A 14,438-nucleotide genomic window follows, 5' to 3' on the forward strand; every position below is an offset into this window, starting at 1 on the left:
GTTTTTTATCAGGCCAATGGTAAAGTAAAATGAAAAACAGCCCCTTTATCCAAAAAGCCCTCTGCCCAAATTTTCCCTCCATGTGCCTCTACAATCCTTTTGCATGAATAAAGGCCTATTCCGGATCCAGGATAAATTTCATGGGAATGTAACCTTTTCATATACTCAAAAATTCTCTCTTTGAATTCGGGATCAAAACCAATCCCATTATCCTTTACTTTCACTTCTGCCCAAGTATCCAACCTTTCGAAACTCACTTCTATTTCCAAGGGTCTTTCGCTTCTGTATTTGATTGAATTGCTGAAAAGGTTGCTAAACAGCCTTACAAGTTGACTGACATTTCCTTTTACTATCGGAAGTGGATTGATTGAGAATTTGACATTGTCCTTCTTAATTTCATCTCCCAACATTTCCATGGCAGAATGGCATATTTGGTTCAGGTCAATTAGTTTCCCGTACTCTGTCTCATTTTCAGAAATAGCCTGATCCACAAGGTCGTCTATAAAAACCTTCATTCTCCTAAGGTTATCCAAAACCATTTTTTGTAGCCTTTTGGCTTCTTTTTCTTCGCTCAAATAACCCTTTTTTGACATTATCTCAAACAAGCCTTCTATGGTTCTTACGGGTGATTTTAAATCATGGGTTACTATGTGGGTAAAGCGCTCCAATTCCCTGTTTTTTTCCTCTAGCCTTTTGGCATTGGACTCAGCTTCTTTTTTGGCTTTTATCAATTCTCTTTCAAAAGAAATCCTTTGGGAAATGTCAAATAAAGTAATGTTAAACTCTTTTTGACCATCATCTGTAAATACCGTAACTGCATTGACTAAAAATGGCAATCTTTTTTCTCTGATGCTTAAAAGTTCAAAGTTGACTTCAGATACCTCACCTCTAAGCTGCAAAAGCGGTAAGAAGTGAGTTTCATAAAACATTTTCCCCCCTATGGACAAGAGATCCTGAAAACTTTTGGTGAAAAGTAAGTCCTTTTTATTAAAACCAAGCCAGTTGCAGAATGTATCATTGACTGTAATGATTTTACCAAAAGCATCTAGCTTAAGATAACCGCAAGGGGCCTTGTGAAATAGCTCATTATAATCCGTGCTGTCAAACTTAACCACCATAATTCAAAAATTTTTTGATTTCCTCTATGGTGAGCTCCGGTGCTGTAAGGTGTGGACAATGTCCTGCTGTTTGAATTTTGGTAAAAACGCTTCCGCTGATTTGATGGTAGACATACTCTCCTACCTTTTCAGGAGCAATGACATCAGGTTCTGTTTGGATGATTAAAGTAGGCACTTTGATTTTGGAAAGATCATTCCTGTTGTCACTAGTGAAAGTTACTTTGGCAAAATGCTTTGCAATATCCGGCCTGATACTGCAAAAACTATTGTTCAATTCCTCAGAAAACTCAGGCTTATCCGGTCTCCCAATGATTACGGGAGTAATGTAACTGGACCAACCTAAATAATTATCTTCCAAGGTAGATATCATTTCTTCAATGTCTTTTTCTTCAAAACCGCCATAATAATCCTCCTTATTGATGTAACAGGGAGAAGGTCCGATCATTACCAGTTTCTTAATCAATTCTGGTCTTTTTATGGCTACCAATGCTCCTATCATGGCACTTACAGAATGGCCTATAAAAATGACCTGATCCAATCCATTTTCTTCTAAGATTTCAATTACGTCTCCTGCATAGCCATCCAAAGAATCATATTTTTCAAAGTCATAAGCGCTTTGATCGGAATTACCCGAACCAACATGATCAAAGGTAATCACTTGAAATCCATCAGTAAAGGAAGGTACAACAAACCTCCACATACTTTGATCGCATCCGTATCCATGTGCAAACATTATGGTGGGATGCTCAGGCTTGCCTGTTATTTTTACATTGTTTTTTGTTTTAGTGGTCATTTCTCTCAATTATGCTGGGTGTTTGAATATAAGGAAAAGAAGTGGTGAGATACAAGTCAAATCAGATTATAAGATCACAGATTTCTAAATTTGTATAGAAATATTCCGAATATGCTTATTCTAATCACACATCAGTTTAAACAGAAAAACTATGAAACAAGCTGTAAAATATCAAAACATAGGTCTTTGGGTCATTCAGATAGGAATTGGACTTCTGTTTGCATTTTCAGGAGCTGTCAAACTTTTTGGCTCCATCCAGAAATTGGCTGAGCAGATTATTTGGCCTGGAGATGTACCCTTCTGGCTTACGAGATTTATTGGGATTTCCGAAGTTTTAGGCGGCATAGGATTGATCCTGCCAATGGCACTTGGAATCCAAAAAAAACTCACTTCATGGGCTGCTTTGGGTTTATTGATCATCATACTGCTTGCGGCAGTCTTTCATTTGATAAGAAGTGAAATGGCTGTAATTCCCATGAACCTGATTTTGGCTGCGCTTTGTGCCGTAATTATCTGGAAAAGAGGATTCAAAAATTAATGAATACTCTTTTGAACAAATTATTCATCATCTTGTTTAATGTATATACATTTATTGCACAGACAAATAATATGAATACTACATTAGAAAGCCTTAACTGGAGATACGCTACCAAAAGAATGAATGGTCAAAAGCTTGATGAGAAACAGCTGGATGGTATTTTGAATGCTATTCAACTCACAGCTACGTCTAATGGTCTGCAGCCGTTTTCTGTCATAGTGGTAGAAGATGAGCAGTTAAAGAGAAAAATAGCTCCTGCCGCTTTTAATCAGCCGCAGGTATTGGAAAGTTCCCACTTATTGATCTTTGCTGCGTGGACAGAAGTATCTAAAGAGAGAATCGACTCTTATTTCAAGCAGGTAACTGAAGAGAGGAACCTCACACCAAATGCTTTAAGTGCTTATGCTGACAGACTCAAAACAAATTTCTCAAAAATGAGTCAAGAAGAGCAATTTCAATGGTCCAGTAAGCAAGCTTATATCGCCTTAGGAACGGCTATGGTGGCTGCTGCCGAAGCAAAGATTGATACTACTCCTATGGAAGGTTTTGAGCGGAGTAAAATTGATGAGCTGTTCGGATTTCATTCACAAAGTTTGGGGGCATCAGCTTTACTTGCACTTGGTTTTAGAGACATTGAAAAAGATCCTATGGTAGATGCCAAAAAAGTTAGAAGGTCAAAAGAAAAACTATTTATAAGAATCTAAATTTCCCCGATTATTTTTATGCTGCCCTGTCATTTGACAGGGCGCTTTTTTTGGGAATAGTAAAGTAAAATGTGCTTCCTTTTTCTTCCTGTGATTCTACAAATACCGATCCTCCGTAATAATCTACGATTTTTTTGACCAAAGCCAGCCCTATACCGGTACCTCCTCCGAATTTATCCGTAGTATGAAGCCTCTGAAAGATCACGAAAATTCTTTCTGCATATTCAGGGTTGATGCCTATGCCATTGTCTTTGATCCAAAACTCCCAGACTTTATCCCCATCTCTCACTCCTAATTCTATTTCAGGAAGCCTAAGATCAGACCTGTATTTCAGCGCATTACCTATAAGATGTTGGAAAAGCTGCAATATGGGTTGTCTATGAGCCCTGATGACCGGCATTTCTTTGGTCAAAAGTTTTGCTTGAGTTTCCTCTATTAGTCGATGATTGGATCTGAAAACCTCCTCCATCACTTCATTGACATCTACTTCTTCCAACGGTTCGCTATACCTACCCACTCTGGAAAACTCCAAAAGGTCAAGAATAATCTGTTTCATACGGGAGGCTCCATCTACTGCAAAAAATATATATTGGTGGGCTTTTTCATCCAAGTGGCCCTGATACTTTTTCTTCAGCTGGGCCAAAAAAGAGGTTATCATCCTGAGTGGTTCCTGGAGATCGTGTGAAATTACAAAAGCAAACTGCTCCAGATCTTTATTTGAAGCTTCCAATTCCCTGCTTTTTTCTTTAAGCACCGCATTCAATTCCTCTAGTTCTTTTACTTTATTGTCAAGCTTTTCGTAATACTTTTTGACCAAAAGGTACAATAAGGTAGCTGTAAATAATACATAAAAAACCCCTTTCATGGTCTGGAGATAAGCAATCTGTTCCAATTCATTTTCCTGGAATAGAAACAACAACACCTGGTCACTCAACCAAATCCAAAGAACACCAACCAAAACATAAATCAGTACAATCTTAAGTTCTGCTTTCATTAGGTACAATTAAGGTTTTTGGAATTGTAAAACTAAACACACTACCATTACCAGGCGTGGATTCCACCCAAATATCTCCACCCATCCCATCAACAATTTTCTTCACTATGGCCAAGCCCATTCCTGTTCCTGAATATTTTTCTTTGGTATGTAATCGCTGAAAGATAACAAATACCTTATCAAAATACTCTTTTTCCAAACCAATCCCATTATCTTCCACGGAGATCTTCCATTCATTACCTTGATCATATCCCGCAACCTTAACTACAGGAAAATCACCATCCCGGCTGTATTTTATGGCATTTTCAATCAGGTTTTTGAAGACTTGATAAAATGGCGTTTTAAAATAGTTGATTTTAGGTAGATTGGAAAAGGTGATCTTGGCATCTTTCTCTTCAATACTTTTTCTAAGGAGGTGAACTACTTCTTTCCCTACCTCTTCAAGTGAAAACACCGACATTTCATCAGAATATTTGCCTACTCTAGAAAATTCCAAAAGGTCCAAAATTATTTGTCTCATGCGCTCAGCACCATCTACTGCAAAATGAATGTATTTTTTTCCTCTTTCATCAATGAGTTCTCCATATTTTTTTTCGAGCTGGTGGAGAAAACTCGTCACCATTCTGAGTGGCTCCTGAAGGTCATGGGAGGCGATGTAGGCAAACTGTTCCAATTCAGCATTAGAAAGTGCCAATTCCTTAGCTCTTTGATCAAGGCTTTTATTAAGGCTTTCCAGCGATTTCTCGTATTCTTTGAGATGCGTGATGTCTGTCATGGCACCAATCACTCTGAGCACTTGTCCATCAGGATCCCGGATGAATTTTGCCCTATCTATTACATAAGCATAGCGATTATTTCCTGTTTTAAATTGATACTCCTCAAACCAATTGCTACTTGTTCCATCGGACATGAAAGCTCGGATTTTGCTAAGGACCCTTTCCCTGTCTTTTTCGTGAATTCTGGAAATCAAAAAGTCCAGACTTGGGTTAATTTTTTTCAGGTCAAATTTGAAAAGGGTTTCAAATCCTTTGGCCCAAAAAAGAACATTGTTGGCCACATCAAAATCCCAAATGGCATCATTGGTTGCCTCAGTGACATTTTCAAAGCGTTCATTGCTCGATTTGATTTTCTCTATAAAGTCAAATTTTTCCATGATAAGGGAAACCAATCTTTGCGCCCTGTCCATGGCTTGAATTTCCTTTTCAGAAGGTTCCTTTAAATCTTCGTAATAATTGGCAAAAGTAGCCACTACCTCTCCTTCAGAATTAAAAATTGGCTGTGACCAACAGGCGCGGAAGTTGTATTTTTCTGCCAAGTGCTTGAAATCATTCCACCTAGGATCGGTAAAAATATCACTGACGATTACTTTTTCCTTCAAATAAGCTGCGGTTCCGCAAGAGCCTACATTTTCTCCTATTTCTGCACCGTGAATTTCATCCATATATGCATTTGGCATGGAAGGAGCAATCAAATGGAGCAATTTACCGTTTTTGACCCTCATTACAGAGCTTTTCATTTCCGGGAAGATTTCCTCCAGTTTACCCAACTGCAACTTTATCACATCAAGAAGTTCTGCATCAACCTGCATGGCATAAGCCATCACCTCTTTCTCCATCATTTCCAATTGGCTATAAAAAACCTCATGACTTACATCCCTCATCGCTCCAACAGCCCTGATCGGCTTACCCTTTTCATCTCTGAGAATGACTGCTCTGTCCTCTACCTGCATGTTATGGCCTTCACCATTTTGAAGCCTAAATTTTGATACCCATTGACGTTTTTCAGGATTTTTCAATGTTTCCCTGAAATATTTTATGACCCAATCCTTATCCTCTGGATGAAATTTTTCATTTATATAAGCATTATTTTCTTCCGGTGATTTTATTTCCAAACCAAAATTTCTTCTAAAACCATCACCTAGGAACATGTTTTCAGTATTAGGATCAAAATCCCAAATACATTCCGAACCAGCCTGCATGACCAGTTCGAAGCGTTCATTGCTATTCCTGAGCTCTTGCTCAAATTTGACCCTGTCGGTTATGTCTGATCCCATACATTGGATTTCTATTGGATTACCATTCTCATCAGTCACTGACATAAAATCCCAGAGCGTATGTATTACCCCACCGTCCTTTTCCGGCTTTTCCAGCTGTACCTTGAAAACCTTACCCGGCTGGGATAATGCCAATCCACCTGTTTCCTGGACTTTCACTATATCATGTTCCAAAACCGTAGACCAAGTAGATTTACCTATAAGTGTCTCTCCAGGATATAGCCAGCCAAAAGCATCCTCATATTTTTTATTAACATAGGTATACTCCCCTTTGAGGTTGGTCCGAATAATAAAGTAAGTAGAGGATTCGTACAAACCCCTAAACCTTGCCTCACTCTTTTGAATCTCCTTAAACCTTCTCTCCATCTCCGTCACATCCTTGGCAGTAATAAACGCCCCAATGATTTCATCTTTGTCATTTTTAGCTGGCTTGAATTCTACCGAGAAAACTACTCTCCCTTTTTGTTCATCCTCAAAAAAATATTCTGTTTTCTTTTCCTTTCCCTCGAAAATTTTATCGTAAAAGATCTTTGTAGAAGCCCTTTCATCTTCTTCCACGTAAGATAAAACTGACTTTCCTTTCTTTATTTTTTTTCCAAAATACTTAAGGAAAAGCTGATCAAATCGGTCATTAAAAATCCTGCAGCTGAGGTCTAAGTTCACTAAAATAAAAGCTTCATCCGTATTGTTGACCATCAACTTGATATCTTCATTGAGCGTCTTTTCTTTGGAAATATCCAGCGTCACCCCTTTAATTTTGAGAGGAATCCCATCTTCGCTGATTACGGTTGCCCTATCCTGAAGCCATATATAAGTGCCCCATTTGGACAGCATTCTATATTCAAAAATATGATCTCTACAAGCCGCCGTTTCCTTTTGACACAATCCTATTGCACTCTGCTTATCGTCAGGATGGATGTGATCTTCCCAAAAATTGGGCGTTTGAAGCCACTCTTCTGGAGTATACCCCAGAATTTTGAGGGACTGGGGACTGACATAGGTAAACGTGAAAGTTTTCGGATCTGCTTCCCATATTATTCCATCAATAGAATTAACCAACATCTGAAGGTTGTCACTGAATTCTTTGAGCTTTGATTCTTCCTCTACCTTTTCAGTAATATCCTGGAATACCCCTATGAGTTTAATAGGTTGTTTGCTATGGTCAAAAATAGTAGAACCACTGGAAAGGATATTTTTAACTTTTCCATTTGGTAGCAAAAATCTCTTGTTGATCTTATAAGGCGCCCCTTTTGAAATAGCATTCTGCATCATCTCCAAAGCTTTTGCCCTATCCTCCGGATGGATGATATTGGTACCGGTCTCTTGGTTGAGAACTATACTTCCCTTATCTATTTCCACTATCTTATATACTCCATCTGACCAATAGAGACTTCCATCTTTGAGGTCAAGTTCCCAAAATCCAAAATTAGAAAAGTCTTCTGCATGCCTGAAAAGCTTTACTTCCTTTCCCTTTCTTTTGGCTTCACTTGACTTTGGTTCACAGGTATGGGAAATATAGACTACACCTTCCTTTTCCATAAGAAATGTAAAAACAAGGCTAAGTCCTCCTACAACTTTTTCCCCTCTTTCAATTCTGTCCAGTTTGAAGCTTTTTGAAGATTTGTCTCTAAGTACGTCTTTAAGAGTCAAATAAATTTGGGATTGGATCATTTCTTCCGTAAGGCCCAATTGCAGGTACATCGTTGAAAGCCTGAGTGTAGATTCGGAAGTCTGATTTAGCCTGAAAAGTTTTTTGAAAGGCCCATTATAATAATCCAGATAAAAATCTTCTTTCTCAAATCTTATGATCGTAGACGATATGGAACTGGAGTCAAAAAAGACTTTTATTCCGAGAAGTTCATTTATCATTATCCGGACAGGGTAAGATTGGGTTTAATATGCAAGAAAAAAACTACTTGCATCAGGTTTAAATTAAGCAGAATTTGGAGAAAGTACAACTGAATTTAACTCACCATATCCATAGGTGTTGACAAATCACCTATTGCCTTGAAGCATTAAAGCTGACTGAACGCAGAAATTTGGTAATTTTCTGACCATATCCTGCAAAAAGAATGTGATCAAAGAATGGATTTGATCACAGAAAATTCAACCAATCTTTTTTTCAAGGCAGATTTATAATTTTCCCTTGCCGTATCGGATAAAAACAAAAAGAGGTATGGTTCGATCAATTCTAACTCCATCAGGTAAAATACTCCTTCTGTCCAAACTCCATCTACCCTTGCATATAGACAGTCTTTTGCAAAAGCTTGAAGTAATTTATCAAAATACTCCAACTCCTCAGGGTTTGGTTTCACCTCTTCTATACTTCCCCCGAAAAAATGCTGTACCCTGAAGTCCCCTTTTTTGGCTTTTTTTAAAATTGCATGTGAGAATTTTCCATCGAAATAAAGGTAAGAGTACTCTCCGATCTCAGCTACCTCTTTTAGAAAAGGCTGTAGCAAATAGGCCTCCTCTGCAAGTAAACCGGTAAGTGAGGCCTTCTTATTTTTCCAGTCATCCCTTGATATTTTGATCGTGTTTTTTGCCCCGCCACTTACAGATGGTTTAAAAATCAGTTGATCTGCATCAAATTCCTCAAAAGCCTTCAATAAATCCAATTTGCTGCCTTTTTCCAAAAACCGGGTAGGCACAATTGGAAATCCCTTTTCCTGAATTTCATGTAAGTACCTTTTATCAGAGTTCCACTTTATCACTTCAATGGGATTCCAAACAGGTATTCCTAATTGGGAAATTACATCGCACCACAGCAAAAACTCGGCATACCTATCAAAATAATCCCAAGGGGATTTCACCAGAATAAGCTCGTATTTACTCCAGTTAACCGAAGTATCAGACCAAATTTCAAATTCAAAACTGACATTCAGTTCATTTAGAATCTCTGACAATATCAGGTCTTCATCAGGAACCGTTTCCGCAGCATAAGAACCGCGGGCCTCGTATGTAACAACAGCCAATTTCATGTTAAAATACTTTAAACTTCACGACAATAATAGTCGATTTTTGTCATTTTGTGCCCCTGTCGCAGTGAAAACCGCTTTTATATTCTATTTTTGATTTTTGGATTCTATGAAAAAAGAAAAATTAGTCATCATTCCCACCTACAATGAAAAGGAAAATATCCAAGACATAATCCTTTCTGTCATGGACTTGAAGGGTGACTTTGAACTTCTAGTAATTGATGACGGCTCCCCGGATGGTACCGCCGACATTGTCAAGACACTTCAAAAAAATTATGCTGACAAGATCCATCTCATTGAAAGAGTGGGAAAGCAAGGACTGGGCACGGCTTATATAGAAGGCTTTAAATATGCCCTGGAAAATGGCTATGAGTACATTTTTGAGATGGATGCTGATTTTTCACATAATCCTGAAGATCTCATTAAACTTTATGAAACCTGCAGACAACCTGAGATAGACATGGTCATAGGCTCAAGATACATCACCGGTGTCAATGTGGTCAACTGGCCAATGGGTAGGGTTTTGATGTCTTTTTTTGCCAGTAAGTATGTACAATTTATAACTGGAATGCCCATCAAAGATGCCACAGCAGGATTTAAGTGCTATACAAGAAAAGTGTTACAAGCGATCAATCTGGATAAAATCAGATTTATCGGCTACGCCTTTCAGATAGAGATGAAATTTACTGCCTGGATGTTGGGTTTCAAAATCGTGGAAGTTCCCATCATCTTCACAGACAGGACAAGAGGCACTTCTAAAATGAGCACCCATATATTCAGGGAGGCTGTGTTTGGGGTGATTTACATGAAATTCAAAAGCCTTTTCAGAAAATACAAACCTAATCAAAGCGGATCGCTTTGATCGGCTGTATATTACTGATCAACATCGCCGGAATAAACAACACCAAAGTAGTCACCACCAAGACCGCAATATTGATGGCAACAAACACCGGCCAATTCCAGAAAATCGGCACAAAACTCATGTAGTAATTTTCAGGATTGAGCGGAATCAATTGGAACCTGTCCTGCAAAAAACCAATCACAAATGCCAAAGAATTCCCTATCAGCAAGCCCCTTCCGATAATTCTTACTCCATTCCAGACGAATACCCTCCTGATCTGTCTATTTCTCGCGCCAAGGGCTTTCAGGATACCTATCATTTGTGTCCTTTCCATGATCAGGATAAATAGTATAGATACCATATTGAAGGCCGCCACAAAAAGTATCAAAGTCAAAAACACATAAACATTGTTATTGAGCAGCTGCAGCCAATCAAAGATTTCCAGGTATTTGTCCTGAATGGAAATCAGACGAAGGTCATAATCAAGATCAGCGTAAAGGGGCTTTTGAATGGATGCGATGTTATCAGGATTATGAACAAATACTTCAAATCCGCCCACCTGATCCTCCGTCCACGAGCTGAGGTTACGGATGGTCTGGATATCACCCAAGATAATCCTATCGTCAAAATTTTCCAGAAAGGTTTCATAAAGCCCCACTATCTCCAATCGCCTGAACCGTGGAGGATCCTGTACAAAATACATGATCACCCTATCCCCCACATCCAGCATAAGTTTATTGGCGATTTTTGTGCTCAATACCACCTCATTGACCGCTCCCGAATCACTGAACTGTATGAATCTGCCCTTGACAAGGGAATTACCAAAGGATAGGCTGTCAAAATCAGGTCCAATACCTTTCATCAAAACACCTTCTACCTCATCATCCCCTTTGAGCAAGCCAGGCTTGTGTGCAAAAACCTGCACATGCTTAATGGCATCATTTTGGGTATAGTTTTGATAAAAATTAGAATTGGTACTGGTAGGACTTTCTTCGAAGGCATTGCTTGACATGAACTTCATTACCTGAAAATGCCCCGTAAAGGAGTACACCTTGTCGGAAATCTCCCTTTGAAATCCTCCAAGGATCATAAAAGAAATCAGCGACACTGCTATACCAATGGCTACAGAGGCCACAGCAATTCTGTGAATTGTACCGGTAAAACCGCCTGTACGTCTAAAACTGATTCTTTTGGCAATGAAGTACGAAAGGTTCAAGTAATTTAGTATTTTGGTCAAAATCTAGCGCAAATTAACTATGAAGGTTTTCAAATTGATGTTTCTTTTAAGTTTTTTACTCACCACACTGGCATTTTGTAAAAATAATCCTGAAAAGGAAACAGTGTCGGACCTTACAAAGGACCAACACGCCCTCCCAGCAGCGGATCAGCCTGAAAAATACCTCCCGCTATTGGAAGGAAAAAAAGTAGGCTTGGTCGTCAATCAAACTTCAATTCTTACATCCCAAAACAACATGCACCTAGTGGATTTCCTGATGATGGAGGGAATAAATGTAGTAAAGGTATTTGTGCCGGAACATGGATTCAGAGGTGATGCCGATGCTGGAGAAGTAGTAAATTCTGAAATAGACAAAAGAACCGGGCTTCCCATTGTCTCTCTTTATGGTGATCAGAAAAAGCCTTCTGCCAAAACTTTGAGCGATATTGATATACTTATCTATGACCTACAGGACGTTGGAATACGGTTTTATACTTACATCAGTACCATGCATTATGTAATGGAAAGCTGTGCAGAAAACAAAATGCCCCTATTGATCCTTGACCGGCCCAACCCCAACGGGGACTACGTGGATGGCCCTGTACTAAAGAAAGGATTCGAAAGCTTTGTAGGCATGCATCCCATCCCTGTAGTTCACGGCCTGACTGTAGGCGAGCTAGCCAAGATGATCAATGGGGAAGGATTGCTTAAAAACAAAGTAAAGGCAGAAATGGAAATCATTCCCATTCAAAATTGGACGCATAAAGATCCTTATAGTCTTCAAGTAAAGCCTTCACCTAACTTACCCAATGACCTTTCCATCAGACTTTACCCATCTTTATGTTATTTCGAAGGAACCGATGTGTCACTAGGGCGGGGAACACAATTTCCATTTCAGGTTTACGGGTATCCTGACCCAAAATTCGGTGATTTCACTTTCACGCCTGTAAGCATACCGGGCATGTCCAAAAATCCTCCCCAGCAAAATAAAAAATGCTACGGCGTGGATCTCAGGAATGAAAGCCTTGACCACAGGTTTACTTTGGAATACCTGTTGCACGCTTATCAAGTGTCAGGCAAAAAAGAAAAGTTTTTCAATAACTTCTTCGACAAACTGGCCGGCACAGATCAATTGAGAAAAGACATTCTTGCAGGGAAAACTGAACAGCAGATAAGAGACAGCTGGACGTCAGACCTTGAAGCCTACAAGGAAATGCGTGCAAAATACCTGATGTACTGATTGAAAACCCTGAATCTATAGAAGGTTATAGGTTTATCTTTTCCAAAGTCTAAAACTTTGGGAAAGATATTACCCTATAAACTGCCTTTTACCCATATTTATTCCTGTAACATTGGTCACCGAGTATCTTCTTAGAAGTTTGGACATTTGTATTGAAAACAGAAAAAGACTGCCTTTATCTGATTTTTCGTAATTTCAAATCAGGAAATCTCTTATGCAAAATACATTCGCCTCAGGTATCAAGCGCTTTTTACCAATACTGGACTGGCTCCCCAATTACAAAAAAACCGATTTACAGGGAGACTTGTCAGCAGGTCTTACCGTAGGCATCATGTTGATTCCGCAGGGAATGGCTTATGCCATGCTTGCCGGACTGGAACCAATTCATGGACTTTATGCCGTCACTGTGCCACTTTTGTTATATGCCATTTTTGGTACTTCCAGACAATTGGCAGTAGGGCCTGTAGCAATGGTTTCTTTGCTCACGGCAGCAGGCATTGCAAGTTTGGATGCTTCTTCACCTGAACAATACCTACTTTATGCCCTCACCCTAGCCTTTCTAGTTGGGTTGATACAGTTTGGAATGGGGGCCTTGAGATTAGGATTTGTAGTCAATTTCCTTTCCCACCCTGTCATCAACGGATTTACTTCGGCCGCAGCCATCATCATAGGGCTCAGTCAGGTCAAGCACCTTCTAAGGATCAACCTTCCTAATTCGGAGCATGTTCAGGAAATGCTGATCGCATTATGGAACAATGTAGGTGACATCCATTGGATCACATTTGGAATCGGAATCCTGGGAATCATCATTATCAAATTCGGAAAAAAATTCCATAAGAACTTCCCATCAGCTTTGGTAGCGGTAATCATCGGTATTGCTTTGGTAGCTGGATTTAACCTCACTGAACAGGGAGTGAAAATCGTAGGAGATGTACCAAGTGGACTGCCTAGTCCCTCTTCCCCATCTTTTGATATGGGTACTTGGCTGACTTTACTGCCCATAGCCCTGACCATTTCTTTGGTGGGTTTTGCGGAAAGCTTTGCAGTAGCCAAAACCATTCAGGCCAAACACAAAAATTACAAGCTTGACTCCAACCAAGAATTGATAGCACTGGGAATTGCCAATTTTGGCGCTGCCTTCTTCAGAGGCTATCCTGTCACAGGTGGATTTTCCAGAACTGCCGTCAACAATGAATCAGGTGCCAAAACGACTATGGCATCCATCATTTCGGCCCTATTGATAGTATTGACCTTGCTGTTTTTCACAGGCTTATTTTACCATCTGCCCAGCGCCATTTTAGCTGCTGTGGTGTTGGTAGCTGTGTCCGGTCTGATCGATTTCAAAGAGCCTATCCACTTATGGAAAAAAGACAAAGCAGACTTTTCCATGCTGATTGCCACATTTTTGATAACTTTGACACTTGGAATAGAAACAGGCATCATCGCCGGGATGCTTCTATCACTTTTGGTAGTGATTTACAGGGCTTCAAGACCTCATATGGCCCAATTAGGACGTGTACCGGGCACGAATATTTTCAGAAACCTTGCCCGATTTTCCGATTTGGAAAGCAGAAAAGACCTTCTAATGGTCAGAATAGACGGACCTATTTATTTTGCCAATGTAGAATACATCAAAAATAAGCTGGACAAATGGATTGAAGAAAAAGAAGACAAAGTCAAAATGATCGTATTCAACATGGAAAGTGTCACCAACATAGATAGTACAGGAGCACATGAATTGAACGAATGGATTTTGTCTTGGAGAAAATCAGGTATTGATGTGTGCATGAGCAGCATCAAAGGACCTGTTAGAGATGTATTGAATAGATGGGAAATACTGACTTGTATAGGAGCTGACCATATTTTTATTGACGACAACCTTGCATTGTCCGCTTTTGATCAAAGCATTGATCAATCAGAACTGGAAAAATACAGCCCTTACGCCACCCAAACCAACAAATAA

Annotated in this window: 11 protein-coding genes; 5 read left to right on the forward strand and 6 right to left on the reverse strand. The window is 39.4% G+C overall.

Annotation, left to right across the window (positions count from 1 at the left end; genetic code table 11):
• Window positions 1-8 precede the first annotated feature (8 nt).
• Together EGN73_RS11435 and EGN73_RS11440 are read right to left on the reverse strand one after the other, a co-directional pair.
• On the reverse strand, window positions 9-1,118 hold the full coding sequence (locus tag EGN73_RS11435; RefSeq protein WP_219289705.1) for an ATP-binding protein: 1,110 nt from the start codon (window positions 1,116-1,118) through the stop codon (window positions 9-11).
• Window positions 1,108-1,911, reverse strand: coding sequence for an alpha/beta fold hydrolase (locus tag EGN73_RS11440; protein ID WP_219289708.1), 804 nt, complete (start codon window positions 1,909-1,911; stop codon window positions 1,108-1,110). The genes EGN73_RS11435 and EGN73_RS11440 overlap by 11 nt, the downstream gene beginning before the upstream one ends.
• 151 nt (window positions 1,912-2,062) lie before the next feature.
• Between EGN73_RS11440 and EGN73_RS11445 the strand changes: the two genes are divergently transcribed.
• Both EGN73_RS11445 and EGN73_RS11450 read left to right on the forward strand, forming a co-directional pair.
• Entirely contained in the window at window positions 2,063-2,449 is a 387-nt protein-coding gene (locus EGN73_RS11445) for a DoxX family protein (protein WP_219289711.1), read from the forward strand.
• Entirely contained in the window at window positions 2,449-3,153 is a 705-nt protein-coding gene (locus EGN73_RS11450; protein ID WP_246611558.1) for a nitroreductase family protein, read from the forward strand. The genes EGN73_RS11445 and EGN73_RS11450 overlap by 1 nt, the downstream gene beginning before the upstream one ends.
• 16 nt (window positions 3,154-3,169) lie before the next feature.
• Here the strand turns inward: EGN73_RS11450 and EGN73_RS11455 are convergent, their stop codons facing one another.
• The 3 genes from EGN73_RS11455 to EGN73_RS11465 all read right to left on the reverse strand — a co-directional run bounded on the left by EGN73_RS11455 (window position 3,170) and on the right by EGN73_RS11465 (window position 9,181).
• A complete protein-coding gene (locus EGN73_RS11455; protein WP_219289714.1) occupies window positions 3,170-4,147 on the reverse strand; it encodes a sensor histidine kinase in 978 nt (325 codons plus the stop codon).
• Entirely contained in the window at window positions 4,131-8,069 is a 3,939-nt protein-coding gene (locus EGN73_RS11460) for a PAS domain-containing protein (protein WP_219289717.1), read from the reverse strand. The genes EGN73_RS11455 and EGN73_RS11460 overlap by 17 nt, the downstream gene beginning before the upstream one ends.
• 209 nt (window positions 8,070-8,278) lie before the next feature.
• Entirely contained in the window at window positions 8,279-9,181 is a 903-nt protein-coding gene (locus EGN73_RS11465) for an ATP-grasp domain-containing protein (protein ID WP_219289720.1), read from the reverse strand.
• Between the two features lie 106 nt (window positions 9,182-9,287).
• Here EGN73_RS11465 and EGN73_RS11470 point away from each other — a divergent pair, with 106 nt between their 5' ends.
• Window positions 9,288-10,040, forward strand: coding sequence for a polyprenol monophosphomannose synthase (locus tag EGN73_RS11470; protein WP_219289723.1), 753 nt, complete (start codon window positions 9,288-9,290; stop codon window positions 10,038-10,040).
• On the opposite strand, the gene EGN73_RS11475 is transcribed toward EGN73_RS11470, so the two are convergent.
• Window positions 10,018-11,235 (reverse strand): ABC transporter permease, encoded by a 1,218-nt coding sequence (locus tag EGN73_RS11475; RefSeq protein WP_219289726.1) that lies wholly within the window; start codon window positions 11,233-11,235, stop codon window positions 10,018-10,020. The two genes, EGN73_RS11470 and EGN73_RS11475, sit on opposite strands and share 23 nt — an antisense overlap.
• A 40-nt stretch (window positions 11,236-11,275) precedes the next feature.
• Here EGN73_RS11475 and EGN73_RS11480 point away from each other — a divergent pair, with 40 nt between their 5' ends.
• Complete coding sequence (locus tag EGN73_RS11480) at window positions 11,276-12,475, forward strand: exo-beta-N-acetylmuramidase NamZ family protein (protein WP_219289729.1); 1,200 nt, start codon at window positions 11,276-11,278, stop codon at window positions 12,473-12,475.
• A 214-nt stretch (window positions 12,476-12,689) separates the two neighbouring features.
• Window positions 12,690-14,438 (forward strand): SulP family inorganic anion transporter, encoded by a 1,749-nt coding sequence (locus EGN73_RS11485; protein WP_219289733.1) that lies wholly within the window; start codon window positions 12,690-12,692, stop codon window positions 14,436-14,438.

This window comes from Arthrospiribacter ruber (assembly GCF_019343195.1).
GTDB classification, from domain to species: Bacteria; Bacteroidota; Bacteroidia; order Cytophagales; family Cyclobacteriaceae; genus Arthrospiribacter; species Arthrospiribacter ruber.